Origin of the sequence: Nocardioides cavernae (genome assembly GCF_013410035.1) — a bacterium.
GTDB lineage: Bacteria > Actinomycetota > Actinomycetes > Propionibacteriales > Nocardioidaceae > Nocardioides > Nocardioides cavernae_A.
The window spans coordinates 1,441,364-1,454,447 of the sequence record NZ_JACCBW010000001.1 but is presented as its reverse complement, the minus strand read 5'-3'; the positions used below and the strand labels follow the sequence as shown (position 1 = coordinate 1,454,447).

11 protein-coding genes are annotated in these 13,084 nt (G+C 72.7%); 4 read left to right on the top strand and 7 right to left on the bottom strand.

The features are described 5' to 3' along the window. Positions 1-23 precede the first annotated feature (23 nt). The 3 genes from F4692_RS07070 to F4692_RS07060 form a co-directional block, all read right to left on the bottom strand. The gene (locus tag F4692_RS07070; protein WP_179618853.1) at positions 24-410 is read right to left on the bottom strand and encodes a hypothetical protein; all 387 of its coding nucleotides are present in this window, start codon (positions 408-410) and stop codon (positions 24-26) included. Then, entirely contained in the window at positions 407-976 is a 570-nt protein-coding gene (locus F4692_RS20685; RefSeq protein ID WP_218858173.1) for a potassium channel family protein, read from the bottom strand. Before F4692_RS20685 ends, F4692_RS07070 begins: the two co-directional genes overlap by 4 nt. Positions 977-1,062: 86 nt before the next feature. Beyond that, entirely contained in the window at positions 1,063-1,341 is a 279-nt protein-coding gene (locus F4692_RS07060) for a GNAT family N-acetyltransferase (RefSeq protein WP_179618852.1), read from the bottom strand. 60 nt (positions 1,342-1,401) lie between these two features. Between F4692_RS07060 and F4692_RS07055 the strand changes: the two genes are divergently transcribed. Next, the gene (locus tag F4692_RS07055; RefSeq protein ID WP_179618851.1) at positions 1,402-2,781 is read left to right on the top strand and encodes an NAD-dependent malic enzyme; all 1,380 of its coding nucleotides are present in this window, start codon (positions 1,402-1,404) and stop codon (positions 2,779-2,781) included. A 12-nt stretch (positions 2,782-2,793) separates the two neighbouring features. On the opposite strand, the gene F4692_RS07050 is transcribed toward F4692_RS07055, so the two are convergent. Beyond that, positions 2,794-4,941: an MMPL family transporter gene (locus F4692_RS07050; RefSeq protein ID WP_308645191.1), complete on the bottom strand. Its 2,148-nt coding sequence runs from the start codon at positions 4,939-4,941 to the stop codon at positions 2,794-2,796. 150 nt (positions 4,942-5,091) lie between these two features. Between F4692_RS07050 and F4692_RS07045 the strand changes: the two genes are divergently transcribed. After that, a complete protein-coding gene (locus F4692_RS07045; RefSeq protein WP_308645190.1) occupies positions 5,092-5,580 on the top strand; it encodes a MarR family winged helix-turn-helix transcriptional regulator in 489 nt (162 codons plus the stop codon). Here F4692_RS07045 and F4692_RS07040 read toward each other — a convergent pair. Then, a complete protein-coding gene (locus F4692_RS07040) occupies positions 5,523-6,548 on the bottom strand; it encodes a helix-turn-helix transcriptional regulator (RefSeq protein ID WP_179618849.1) in 1,026 nt (341 codons plus the stop codon). The two genes, F4692_RS07045 and F4692_RS07040, sit on opposite strands and share 58 nt — an antisense overlap. A 98-nt stretch (positions 6,549-6,646) precedes the next feature. Here F4692_RS07040 and F4692_RS07035 point away from each other — a divergent pair, with 98 nt between their 5' ends. Then, the gene (locus tag F4692_RS07035; RefSeq protein WP_179618848.1) at positions 6,647-7,099 is read left to right on the top strand and encodes a VOC family protein; all 453 of its coding nucleotides are present in this window, start codon (positions 6,647-6,649) and stop codon (positions 7,097-7,099) included. 63 nt (positions 7,100-7,162) lie between these two features. Here F4692_RS07035 and F4692_RS07030 read toward each other — a convergent pair whose 3' ends face one another. Then, positions 7,163-11,446, bottom strand: coding sequence for a LamG-like jellyroll fold domain-containing protein (locus F4692_RS07030; RefSeq protein WP_179618847.1), 4,284 nt, complete (start codon positions 11,444-11,446; stop codon positions 7,163-7,165). 140 nt (positions 11,447-11,586) lie between these two features. Continuing rightward, positions 11,587-12,342, bottom strand: coding sequence for a polyphosphate--glucose phosphotransferase (ppgK, locus tag F4692_RS07025; protein WP_179618846.1), 756 nt, complete (start codon positions 12,340-12,342; stop codon positions 11,587-11,589). Positions 12,343-12,438: 96 nt separating this feature from the next. Between ppgK and F4692_RS07020 the strand changes: the two genes are divergently transcribed. Next, positions 12,439-13,080: a PadR family transcriptional regulator gene (locus F4692_RS07020; protein ID WP_257029524.1), complete on the top strand. Its 642-nt coding sequence runs from the start codon at positions 12,439-12,441 to the stop codon at positions 13,078-13,080. Positions 13,081-13,084: the final 4 nt, after the last annotated feature.

Below are 13,084 nucleotides of genomic sequence, written 5' to 3'. Positions count from 1 at the left end.
AGGGCGGGGAGTGCGGGCGTTGCTCAGCCGAACCCGCGCGAGCTGCCGCCGAACCCGCCCTTGGTGGTGGCGGACTTGACGGTCGACCCGCCCGTGCTGGGCAGGCCGCCGCGCTGCACGGAGCCGTTGAGGGTGCTCCCGCTCCACGTGCCGCCGGTGGCGGTCGTGCCGACGGCGGGGATGCGTGAGCTGGCGCCGAGGTAGTACCAGAAGAAGCCGGACCCGCCGCCGCTGTAGTCGGAGTCGTCGTCGCACTGGTCGTCGTCGACGCGCTCCTGGGTCTGCGGGTCGACGCACACCGCGGCGTAGTCGGCGCTCGACGAGCAGCCGGTCAGGCTGCTGGCCATCAGCGCGGTGATGCCCAGCGAGATGCTGCTCGACCGCATGCGGCGGCGGGACGTGGTGGTCATGGGGTGCCTCCGGGCAGGTCCTGGTCGTTCTTCCGGGTGAACATCGCGAGCATCTGCTCGGCGACGTCGGTGGTGGCCGCGTCGGCGGCCTCGTGCTCGGCGAGCCGCTGCTCCAGCCACTCGCGGCCGTGCTGGGCCTCGAGGGAGGCGAGGGTGAGGTGCTCGAGGCGGTCGATGCGCTCGTGCACGTCCTCGAGGACCGTCGCGACGGCGAGGGACTCCTTGTCGAAGACGAGGTTGGCGATCACGTGTCCGATCGCGATCGGCACCAGCACGAGCATCGACACGATGAGGACCGCGCCGACGGCCCGACCGGCGGTGGAGGACGGGTAGAAGTCGCCGTAGCCCACGGTCGACCCGGTCACGATGCCCCACCAGAGACCCTCGATCGGGCCCTTGCCCTCGATGAGGGCGTAGACCAGCGAGCACGCGACCCAGATCCCGAGGACGACGAGCACCAGCAGGTGCGGGGCGTTGACGAGCCCGCGCACGGGTCGCGCGACGAAGCCGATGCGTCGTGCGATCGCCGAGTCCGCCTGCTCGACCTCGCTGGCCCCCTCGGCCATGGCCCACCCCCGGTTCGTCACAGCCCTGCGCCGTCCGCGGCGACTATAGGGCTTCCCCGCGCCGCGCGACGTACACGTGGGGCCGGTCAGCGGACGAGGTCGGCGTACTCCGGGTGCTTGCCGATGTAGGCGGCGACGTAGGGGCACGAGGGCACTACGCGCAGGCAACGCGCGCGGGCGTCGTCGAGCGCCGCGCGGGCCAGCGTGGCGGCGTGGCCCTGGCCGCTGAAGTCGGGCAGCACCTCGGTGTGCACGAGCGCGATCGCGTCGTCGCGCAGGCGGTAGTCGATGAGGCCGACGAGCTGGTCGCCCGAGCGCAGCTCGTAGCGACTCCTGTCCGACGCGTCGATGAACTCTGTGTCCACAACCCGAGCCTAGCCCGATCGGACTTGCCGGTAACCCGTCCTCGGGGGGAGGGTCAGGGCATGGCAGCAACCGCGTCGTCGTACTCGATCACCATGCGGTTGTACACCGCCCCGGACCACAGCGTCGTCGGCGCCGTCGCGACCACCATCGCGCACAACGGCGGAGTGGTGACCGCCATCGACGTCGCGGAGTCGCGCCACGACCGGCTCACGGTCGACGTGACCTGCTCGGCGTCCGACGCGACGCACTCCCAGGAGCTCGTCACCGCGGTCTCCGGCGTCGAGGGCGTGACGGTCCACAAGGTCAGCGACCGGACGTTCCTGCTGCACCTCGGCGGCAAGATCTCGGTGGAGTCCAAGGTCCCGCTGCGCACCCGCGACGACCTGTCCATGGCCTACACCCCGGGTGTGGGCCGGGTCTCGATGGCGATCCACGACAATCCCGAGGACGTCCGCAAGCTGACCATCAAGGGCAACTCGGTCGCCGTCGTCACCGACGGCTCCGCAGTGCTCGGCCTGGGCAACATCGGCCCGGGCGCCGCGATGCCGGTGATGGAGGGCAAGGCGGCGCTGTTCAAGCGGTTCGCCGACATCGACGCCTGGCCGATCTGCCTGGCCAGCCAGGACACCGACGAGATCGTGAAGGCCGTCGAGATGATCGCGCCCGGCTTCGGCGGCATCAACCTCGAGGACATCGCCGCTCCCCGCTGCTTCGAGATCGAGGCCCGGCTGCGCGAGTCGCTCGACATCCCGGTCTTCCACGACGACCAGCACGGGACGGCCATCGTCGTGCTCGCGGCGCTCACCAACGCGCTGCGCTGCGTCGACAAGCAGCTCACCGACGTGCGCATCGTCGTCTCGGGCGCCGGGGCCGCCGGCACCGCGATCGTCACGCTGCTGCTCGCCGCGGGCGCGGAGGACGTCGTCGTGGTCGACCGCGACGGGGCCCTCTGCGGCGGTGACGCGTCGCTCTCGACGGCTCACACCGAGCTCGCCGCGGCCACCAACCCGCGCAAGGCGGCGGGCTCGCTGCAGGACGTGCTCGTCGATGCCGACGTCTTCATCGGCGTCTCCGCGCCCGGCATCCTCGACCCGCAGTGGATCCCGACGATGGCGCCCAAGCCCGTCGTCTTCGCCCTCGCCAACCCCGACCCCGAGGTCGACCCGGCCGAGGCCGACAAGCACGCCGCGGTCGTGGCGTCCGGTCGCTCGGACTACCCCAACCAGATCAACAACGTGCTCGCCTTCCCCGGCGTCTTCCGCGGCCTGCTCGACGCCGGCGCCTCCGAGGTCACGGTCGACATGCTGCTGCGCGCCGCCCAGGCGATCGCCGACACGGTCAAGCCCGAGGAGCTGCACCCCTCCTTCATCATCCCGAGCGTCTTCCACCCGGACGTGACGAAGCGGGTCGCCGCCGCGATCAGCGGCCGCGAGGGCTGAGCCTCCCCGGGCTCACCCCTCCCGGGCGGTCACCCTCCGCGGCCACCAGAACCTCTCCCCGAGCGTCAGGGCGAGCGCGGGCACCAGCACCGTGCGTACGACGAGGGTGTCGAGCAGCACGCCGACGAAGATGATCGCGCCGAGCTGGGCGAGCACCACCAGCGGCAGCACGCCGAGGACGGCGAAGACCGCGGCGAGCAGGATGCCGGCGCTGGTGATCACACCGCCGGTGGCGGTCAGGGCGCGCAGCATGCCGGCGCGGGTGCCGTGCTCGCGCGCCTCCTCGCGGGCGCGGGTGACGAGGAAGATGTTGTAGTCGACGCCCAGGGCGACGAGGAACAGGAACGCCAGCAGCGGCACGCCGGTGTCCATCGCCGCGAAGTCGAAGACGGTCTGGAAGAGCCACCACGACGCACCCATCGCGGCGGCGTACGTCGCCAGCACGGTCGCGACCAGCAGGAGCGGCGCGACGACCGAGCGCAGCAGGACCACCAGCGCCCCGAGCACCAGCAGCAGGATCAGCGGCAGGATGACGAGGCGGTCGCGCTCGGCGTACTCCTCGGCGTCCACCGCCTCGGCGTCGCCGCCGCCGACGTGGGTGTCGTCGAACCCGTCGACCGCGTCGCGCACCGAGCCCACCAGGGCCTGTGCCTCCTCGCTCCCGGGCTCGGCGTCGGGGACGGCGTCGATCTGGGAGATGCCGTCGGCGCTCGTCGTGACGCGCGCGGACGAGACACCGTCGACGTCCTCCACCGCCTTCAGGACCTGCTCGGCGTCGGCGCGCGTCGCCACCTGGATCGGGTCGCTCGTGCCGGCGGGGAAGGACTCGCCGAGGCGCTCGGCGGCGGAGATGGCCTCGGGCCGCTGGACGAACTGGTCGGCCGGGCGGAGGCCGGTGGTGATCGACGCGGTCCCGCTCGCCAGCACGGCGAGGCCGGCGATGGTGGCGACGACGAACGTACGCGGCCGGCGCGCGACGGCGTCACCGACGCGGTGCCACAGCGAGTTCGAGTCGACGAGCACGGTGTCGCCGACTCGCGGCACGCGCGGCCAGAAGATCCAGCGGCCGAAGACGACGAGTGCTGCGGGCAGGACGACGAGCGCGAAGGTCGCCGCGATGAGCACGCCGACCGCGCAGGCCAGTCCGAGGCCGCGGGTGGTCGGGATGCTCGACAGGAGCAGCGTCAGCAGGCCGAGGACGACCGTCGTCGAGCTCGACAGCACCGCCTCGAACGTGCGCGACAGCGCGTGGCCCATCGCCTCGAAGCGGGACTCGGTGGTCTTGAGCTCGTCGCGGTAGCGGGAGATCAGGAGCAGGGCGTAGTCGGTGCCCGCACCGAAGACGAGCACGCTGAGGATGCCGACCGTCGACTCGTCCCACGCGACGCCGGTCACCTCCAGGACGTTGGTGGCGACGATGGCGGCGAGCCGGTCGGCGATGCCCACGACGGTGAGCGGGACCAGCCAGAGCACGGGACTGCGGTAGGTGATGATCAGCAGGATCGCGACCACGGCGGCGGTGGCGGCGAGGAGGCGGAAGTCGGCGCCGTCGAAGACCTGGCCGATGTCGGCCTGGATGCCCGCGGGGCCGGTGACCTGCACGGTGACCCCGTCGGGCACGTCGTCCGTCAGCGTCGAGCGGAGGTCCTCGACCTTGTCGATGTTGTCGGTGTTGGAGGAGGACAGCACGGGCACGGCGACGAACGCCGCGGTCCCGTCCTCGGCCACCACGAGGGGTGACCGGCGGCCCTGCCCCTCGTCTCCCTGACCCTCCTCGCCCTGGGACTCCTCTCCCTGCGCACCGGGCGGACCGTCGCCGGCGCCCTCGGGTGCCTCGCCACCGCCGCCCGCGTCGGACAGCAGGCCGACCGCCTGCTTCGTGAGCTCACCCTGCGCCTGCCGGCTGAGCTCGCCGTCGTCCGCCGTCCACAGCACGATGGCCACCTGGCCCTCGTCCTCCGGCAGCTCGTCGAGCAGCTGGGCCGCGCTGGTGCTGTCGGCGCCGACGGGCGAGGCGTCGGTGCTCGTGGTCTCGCGCTCGCCCTCGGGGACGAGGGCCAGCACGGCGAGCGCCAGCAGGATCGGCACGAGGGCGACGAGCCAGGCCGTACGCCGGCCGGTGATCACGCGGGCGAGTGCGGGGGTGCGGTGGGCGGGCACGGGTGCTCCTCGAGGAAGGCAGGTGTTCACGGGCGAGAAAGATGTCTAGGCAAGATGATTGCTAACCAAGTTACTTATCAAGTTAGCGGTATAGTGGTCGCACACGCAAACACGGGCCCGGCGGTCCGCAGGAGAGAGAGGCGGTGCGGTGTGAGCGACCAGGCCCGTCCGACGTCGCCGCCGTGGGCCGAGCGCGGTCAGGAGGAGCTGCCGCCGACGCTGCGCGCGCTCCGCGACCTGGTCGCCGCGGGCAGCCGGGTCAACCACGTCGTCTCGCGGCGTGCGGGGCTCAGCGAGAGCGAGCTCGTGACGCTCGAGCACCTGAGCCGTGAGCAGATCGGGCCTGCCGAGGTCGCCCGCCGGCTCGAGGTCTCGACCGCGGCCGCCACCGGCATCGTCGACCGCCTGGTCGCGCGCGGCCACGTCGAGCGACGCCCGCACGAGGTGGACCGACGGCGCACCGAGCTCCACATCACCGGCTCGGGGCGGGAGGAGATCGTCGGCCACCTGGTGCCCATGTTCATCGCGCTGGACCGCCACGACGCGTCCTTCACCGACGAGGAGCGCGAGGTCGTCGAGCGCTACCTCCGGGGCGCGGCGGCGGCCTTCGAGCGCGTCCTGGAGGCGGAGGGCCCGTAGGAGCCGGCGGCCACGGCGTACCTCTCGGCCAGCACGGCGAAGGCGTCGGCCAGCTCGGGCGGTCCGACGACCTCCATCGCGACCTCGAACCGGCCGAACGCGGCCGCGAGGGCGCCCCAGGACCACGCCCCCGCCTCGAGGCGGCACCGCCCGTCGTCGACCGGGGTGACGGTCCCGTCGCCGGCGAAGGGAAGGACCTCGCCGGCGGGGAGGTCGAGGACGACGGCGCCGGTGCAGGGCCACGCGTTGACGTCGCGGCCCTTGAAGCGCGCGGCGACGAACTCCCCGACGTGCCCTCCGGGGACCTCGCGCGGCGTGAACCGCGGACCGGTGGGGACGCGCGGCGTCACGCGGTCGATGCTGAACAACCGCCAGTCCTCGCGGTCGAGGTCCCACGCGAGGAGGTACCAGCGGCCGTACGACGTGACGACGCGGTGGGGCTCCACCCGCCGTGGTGGCGTGTCGTCGAGCGTGCCGTCGCGCCGGGCGTAGTCGAGGCGCAGCACCTCTCGCGCGCGCACGGTGGCGGCGAGCGACACGAGGACGTCGGGCGACACGCGCGGCGGGGTCCCGTCGCCGGGTCGTGCGGTCACGGCGGTGACCTCGAGGGCGTCGAGCCGGTGCCGCAGCCGCGACGGCATGACCTGCCGGATCGTGGCGAGCGCGCGGATCGCGTCCTCCTCGATGCCGGCACCGCTGGCGGGGGCGGTCTGCAGCGCGAGGGCGACGGCGATCGTCTGGTCGTCGTCGAGCAGCAGCGGTGGCAGCTCGTCGCCCGGCCCGAGGCGGTAGCCGCCGTCGGGGCCCATGCTGACCTGGATGCGGTAGCCCAGCTCGCGCAGGCGGTCCACGTCGCGGCGCACCGTGCGGTCGGTGACGCCGAGCCGCTCGGCGAGGACGGCGCCGGGCCAGTCGCGACGGGTCTGCAGCAGCGACAGCAGGCGGAGCAGCCGGGCGGTGGTGGACACGAGCCCAGCGTAGGTGAAGTGCCGGACAGGAACTGTCCTGGACACCCGTGATGCTGGGCCGTGCCGGGCCAGTCGGGCCCGGCATGACAGGAGCAGACATGACCATCGAGACGACCACCCACCTCAACTTCCGCGGCGACGCTCGTGCGGCGCTCGAGCACTACGCGTCGGTGTTCGGGGGCACCGCCGCCGTCACCACGTACGCCGACCTCGGGATGCCCCGCGAGCTGCCGGGCGCGGACGGCGTGGTCTTCGGCCTCGCCGCGTCGGACAACGGCTTCCGGGTGATGGCGTACGACGTCCCCGGCGCGACCGGGGGGACGATCACGGGCGGGACCGCCACCCACCGTGAGAACGGCACCACCGTGACGGACCAGGCGTGCTTCGTCTCGGTCAGCGCGGGTTCCCTCGAGGAGGCCCAGGGCTACTGGGACGCCCTCGCCGTCGGCGCGAGCATCGTCGAGCCGCTGGCCGCGTCTGCCTGGAGCCCGGGCTTCGGGATGCTGACGGACCGCTTCGGCGTCACGTGGAGCGTGGGCGTCACCGCCTGAGCCGCGACACGGGTCGGGCGGCCCCGGCCGGAGCCCGGAGCCGCCCGATCCTGGTGTGTCAGGTCAGCGGCGCACGCGGATCGTGCGGCTGACCGTGGTGCGCTCGAACCCGTCACCGGGCAGGAGCACCGCGGTGACCTTGTGCCGGCCGACGCGGAGCTTCGGCAGCCTGACCTTCACCGTGCCGTCCGCACGCAGCGGGAGGGCATCGACCGTGCGGCCGCGCACCTTGACCACGACCGTGCCGGTCGGGACGGTGCCCGGTGCGGAGAAGGAGACGGTCGCGGTGACCCGCTTGCCCTGCTTCACCTTCTTCCGCAGCTTCATCGCGGCGTCGGCCGCGACCGAGCCCACCGTGGCCTCGGCGGACGTGGCGACCACCGGGGACCGACCCGTGGCCAGCGCGGTCACCCGGACGCTGAGGCGGGTGCCGGCGTCGGCGGCGACCACGGCGTACTCACCCGACGTGGCGCCCTGGATGGGCGTGCCGTCGCGCAGCCACTGCACCTCGAAGGTGGCACCGTCAGCCTGCGTCCACCGGCCCTGGTCGGCGGTGACGACCTGCCCGACGGCGGGGGTGCCGTTGATGCCGGGGCGTCGGGCGTTGACCGGTGCGGGGGCCGCCTGCACGCTCACCTGGCGGGTCGCGACCGACTGGTTGCCGGCCTTGTCGCTGACGAGGTAGACGAGCTGGTAGCGCCCGGCCTGCGAGGTGTCGACGGTGCCCAGCACGGAGAGGCGCCCGGTGAGGTCGCCGTCGCGGTCGTCCCGGGCCGTGACGCCCGCGAGCGGGTCGAAGGCCGCGCCGTGGGCGACGCTGTCCGAGGCCCCGAGGGTGATGACCGGGGCCGCGCGGTCCGCGACACCGTCGGCCGTGGCGGTGAACAGCGCCAGCTGCGACACCTGTCCGGGCAGCTCCTCACCGCTCGCCGCGTCACGGCTCACGGCCTGCCAGGCGTACGTCTCGCCGATGGTCAGCCCGTCCCAGGTGACCTCCGCCGGCCAGCCGGACCGCGCGGTGTCGGTGCCGATGACGTCGTCGGTCGGGTCGAGCACGACCAGCGAGTCCGTGGCGAAGCTGGTCGCCCGGTGCTGCAGCTGGATCGGCATCCTGAAGTCGTCCTCGGTGCCGTCGTAGCGGTTGCGGTCGTCGTACTCCGTCGCCCCGAAGTCGTCGAGGAAGGGGGAGTAGGTGTCGACGCTCATCTCCGAGCGGTCCACGTCGAACTGGAGCAGCCGGAAGAAGGACGACCCCATCTGGAGCGGGGTGTCCGGGGTGTTGGTGCCGACCCCGCCCAGGCCGACCTGGCCGGCACGCACCTTGTAGAACTGGTAGTCGGCGAGCAGCTCGACCACGTGGTTGCCCGGCTGACCGAGGTTCTTGCGGACCTCGATGTTGACGCCGTGCTCGTGGCCGGAGAGGACGAGGAAGACGTTCGGGTTCTGCTTGACCACCGAGCCGCGCACGCTCATGCCGTCGTACGACATCCCGCCGCCGCGGCCGTCCGGGTTGCTGCTCGGCGCGATGTAGGCGTGGGTGAGCACGATCGCGTTGCGGTCGGCGTACTGCTTCAGCACGCCGTCCGCCCACGCCGACTCCTCCGGCGTCACGCCGAAGCCGAGGCTGACGACGACGAAGTCGAGGCCGCTCGCGCTGAACAGGACGTAGTTGTTGGCGTTGTCGCCCGGCTTCCAGGGCTGGTACGACGCCTGCGAGGCGGTCCAGCGCGGGGACCGGGACAGCGACGCGTAGCGCTCGGGGCCGAAGTAGTCGTTGTAGAGCGCGTCGGGCCCGTTGTCCTGGCCGTACTGGTTGTCGTGGTTGCCGGGGAGCACCGTGTTGACCAGGCCGGCGTCGTCGATGATCTGCTGCGCCGCCGACGCGACCTCGTACTCCCGGACCGCCTTGGCACGGTCGTCGGTGAGGTTGTGCCAGTTCTCCATGATGTCGCCGGTGTGCGCGGTGAAGGCGATCTTGCGCTGGTCGGAGTTGGCGACGATCCACTCGGTGATGTCGGTGTAGGTCCTGCGCCACACGTCGCGCTCGGCCTGGGTGGCCGGCTCGTCGGCGCCCTCGGAGAGGTACTGCGTGTCGGTGAGGTGCGCCAGGGAGAAGTCGTAGGCCGCCGGGTCCTCGAAGGAGGGCCTCACCTCGTTGGGGAGGTCGTCGGCGAAGGGGTCCTCGCCGGTGACCATGATCGGCACGACGCCGTCGTGGTGGTGACGGGGACGTACGTCGCCGGTGAGGCTGACGGTCCCCTCGGTCAGGCCGCGGGCGGTGTCGAGGGCCTCCCACGCCTCGCCGTTCCAGGCGCGGAGGGTGACGCTGCGGGTCGGGTCGACGGTGCCGGTCCAGCTGACCCGCTGGCCCTCGGCGGTGCTCACGGCCACGTCGTGGCGCTGGAACGCGATGCCGGTGGCGCTCGGGCTGGTGACCAGCACGTCGTCGCCCGGCTGCAGCGGCTCGTCGAGCTCCTCGGCCTGCTGGTGGTCGAACTCGAGCGCTGTCGGGAGCTGGGTCACCGTGCCCTGGAAGCCGCCCTCGGCGACCTTGGCCTCGGCGCGGACGAACGTCGTCTCCACGTCGCCGCCGCTCGGGTTGGTGGCCACCGACGACAGGGTGACCGAGCCGCCGGCCTGGCCGGTCTCGGTGCCCCCGCCCACCGGGATGGTGGCCGACGTGAAGGTCACCGACTGGTCGATCGGGCGACCGAAGACGTCGTTGCCGCGCAGCGTGAGGGTGTGCTCGCCGGACCGGAGGCCGGGACCGACCTCGTCACCGGGCCGCACCAGCGAGCCGTCGAGGCGCAGCTCGGACGTACGCCCGACCGCCTCGTCCATCGGCGTCTCGACCGACAGCGTCGTGGGGCCGGTGATCCGGCTCCCGGCCGCCGGGGTGGAGGAGGTGATCGTGACGGGAGCGGTGGCCAGGCCGTCGGCGAGCACGTCGCGTCGCAGCGCGAGGACGTCGGTGCGCTCCACCGGCTCGGAGAAGACCCGGGCGTTCGCGACGGTGGCCGGGGCGAGGAGGTTCGCCCGGTTGTTGGTGGTGGCGTCACCGCCGACCACGAGGTTGCGGGCGGTCGCGTTGGGGGGCGGGAGGAGGGCGCCGGTGGCCGGTGCCTGCTTGGCCAGCACGCCGTCGAGCCAGAGGCTGGCGACCTCGCCGTCCCAGGTGCCGACGACGTGGTACCACCGGTCGGCGACCACCGGGACGTTGAGGTTGCGGTAGGAGCCGCCGATGTGGGGGTTGAACGACAGGTTGCTGCCGTAGAGCGTGATCGAGAAGCCGCCCGCCTCCTTGGCGCCGCAGATGTTGCCGCGCTCCTCGCCGCTGGCGGGGAGGTCGTCGTCGTACTTGAACGTGCACTCGACCGCGAAGCCGTCGACCAGCGCGTCGTAGCTGTCGGCCAAGGGGTAGAGGAAGGCGGAGCTGCCGTCGAAGGCCGCGACGTTCCGGCCGAGCGGCACGTCCTCGCGGACGACGGGCTCGTTCCACTCGGTGACGGGCAGGCCCTGCGCCCGGTCGGTCGCGGTCCCGTCGGCGAAGTCCACGTCGAGGACGTCGGCGGTCGGCGCGACCGGGTCCGTGACCGCGGCGGTGGCCAGGGCGGCGGCCTCCTCGGCGCCCAGCGCGGAGGAGTAGACCCGTGCGGTGTCGATGGTGGACGCGGCGAAGAAGCCGACGCCGTTGCTCGGCTGGGCGTCGGCGCCGATCGCGAAGCTCTGCGCGCCGACCGACGGCGCCTTGAAGGCGCCGACCGCGGCCGTCCGGGCGACCTGCTCGCCGTTCACGTAGAGGACGAGCGAGGCGCCGTCCCACACGACGAGCGTGTGGTACCAGGTGCCGGCCTGCATGTCGAAGCGCACGTTCTTGTAGCCGCCGCCGATGTGGGCCATGAAGCCGCCTCGGCCGCCACTGACGTACGTCGCGAAGCCGCCGGCCTCCTTGGCGCCGCAGAAGTCCTGCTCGCCGCCGGCCAGCGCCGTGCCGTCGTAGCGGAAGCTGCACTCGACCGAGAAGGCCGCCGCCATCGCGTCGTACTGCCCCGTCATGGGGTAGAGCGCCGCGTCGTCGCCGTCGAGGGCGTACGCCGTGCGTGCGCGAGCGGCGTCGGCGACGATCTCCGGGTCGCCGAAGAGGGTGGGGGTCAGGCCGCGGGCGCGGTCGTCTGCCGTCCCGTCGGTGAAGTCGACGTCGAGGACGTCCGCGACGGGCAGCGCCGCCGCTGCCGGTGCCGCCGCCGAGGCGGCGCCGCCGGGGACGGTGGCGAGCAACGAGCCCGCGACCGCGACGGTGAGGGTGGTGGCCAGCGCGCTGCGCCAGCCGGTGCTGTGAGAGGACACAGAGGGTTCCTGTTCGGTGGGATCCGGTGTGGACCCGAACAGGCTTTCGGTGCTGGGTGACGTGCAGGTGGCGACGGCGGGGACGCAGGGTGGACCGGCGCTGACGGGGAGCCCGCTCGACTCATCCCTCGGTCGCGACCTCAGTCCTCGGTGCCCGCCTTTCGGTGGGCCACGAGTGCGGCGCCGACGATGCCGGCGCGGTTCTGGAGCGTGGCGGGCACCATCTCGGTCTCGACCTCGATGAGGTGGCCGAACTTCTCCCACGACTTGCTCACCCCGCCGCCGATGACGAAGAGGTCGGGGGTGAAGAGCCGCTCGAGGTGGCGGAAGTAGACGGTGAGCCGCTTCGACCACTCCGCCCAGCTGAGGTCCTCGCGCTCGCGTGCGCTGGTGGCGGTGGTGACCTCGGCGACCGCGCCGCCGAGCTCGAGGTGGCCCATCTCGGAGTTGGGGACGAGGATGCCGTCGTAGATCATCGCCGAGCCGATGCCCGTGCCGAGGGTGATCACCATGACCAGCCCCTTGCGGCCCCGGGCGGCGCCGTACTCCGCCTCGGCGAGGCCGGCCGCGTCGGCGTCGTTGACGACGTGCACCTCGCGACCGAGGGCCTCGGTGAAGATCGCGTCGGCGTCGCCGCGGATCCACGACTTGTCGATGTTGGCGGCCGACAGCACCACCCCGTGCCGCACGATGCCGGGCACGGTGACGCCCACCGGCGTCGAGGACGCGGGGAACGAGTCGACGATCTGCTGGAAGACGTCCGCGACGGCCTGCGGCGTCGCCGGCCTGGGGGTGTCGATCCGGACCCGGTCGTGGGCGAAGTCGCCGACCTCGAGGTCCACCGGCGCGCCCTTGATGCCGGTGCCGCCGAAGTCGATGCCGAAGGGGTGATCCATGGCCCACAACCTATCGCCCACGCGCAGGGGGTGTGACGCCGGTAACAGGGTGGTGAGACGTGCCGGCCGGGTCGGGGCACCACCTACGATCCGGACATGGCCGTCCACACCACGCGCATGCTGCTGCTGGGGGCCGTGGCCATGTTCGAACCGGTCAACGGCTACCAGATCCGCCGCGAGCTGGTGTCGTGGCGCGTCGACGAGTGGGCCAACCTCGGACCGGGCTCGATCTATGGCGGGCTCAGCACCCTGGTCAAGCTCGGCCAGGTGGTGCGCCACGACGTCGACGACGAGGGCCGGACCGTGGCGGTCTACGAGATCACCCAGTCCGGCCGCGGCGAGCTCGCCCGGCTGCTCGGCGAGGGACTCGAGACGGTCACCCTCTTCAACGCGGTCGGCTTCCACGCCGCGTTCGGGATGCTGCCCCTGCTCGACCGCGACGTCGCGACGCGGCACCTCGAGGTGCGGCTCCACGAGGTGGACCGTGCGCTCGAGGCGTGGGACCCGGGCAGCGGGCACGAGGCGCCCCCGCACGCCGTCCACGGCGTACGGCTCTGGCTCGCGACCCTGCGCGAGGAGCGGGTGTGGCTCGCCGACACGGTCGGCCGGCTGCGCAGCGGCGAGTTCGACCTCGCCGGGGAGCCGTGGCGGTGGGTGCCGCCCGCCGACGACCCCGGTCGCCAGATGGCGGTCGACGGGGAGCGCTACCGGGCGCTGCTGGGCCGCGAGCCCTCCTGACCTC

Excerpts from the sequence above, each read along its gene's own strand:
- F4692_RS07070 (WP_179618853.1), bottom strand. The coding sequence starts at position 410 with ATGACCACCACGTCCCGCCGCCGCATGCGGTCGAGCAGCATCTCGCTG.
- F4692_RS20685 (WP_218858173.1), bottom strand. The coding sequence starts at position 976 with ATGGCCGAGGGGGCCAGCGAGGTCGAGCAGGCGGACTCGGCGATCGCA.
- F4692_RS07055 (WP_179618851.1), top strand. The coding sequence starts at position 1,402 with ATGGCAGCAACCGCGTCGTCGTACTCGATCACCATGCGGTTGTACACC.
- F4692_RS07035 (WP_179618848.1), top strand. The coding sequence starts at position 6,647 with ATGACCATCGAGACGACCACCCACCTCAACTTCCGCGGCGACGCTCGT.
- ppgK (WP_179618846.1), bottom strand. The coding sequence starts at position 12,342 with ATGGATCACCCCTTCGGCATCGACTTCGGCGGCACCGGCATCAAGGGC.
- F4692_RS07020 (WP_257029524.1), top strand. The coding sequence starts at position 12,439 with ATGGCCGTCCACACCACGCGCATGCTGCTGCTGGGGGCCGTGGCCATG.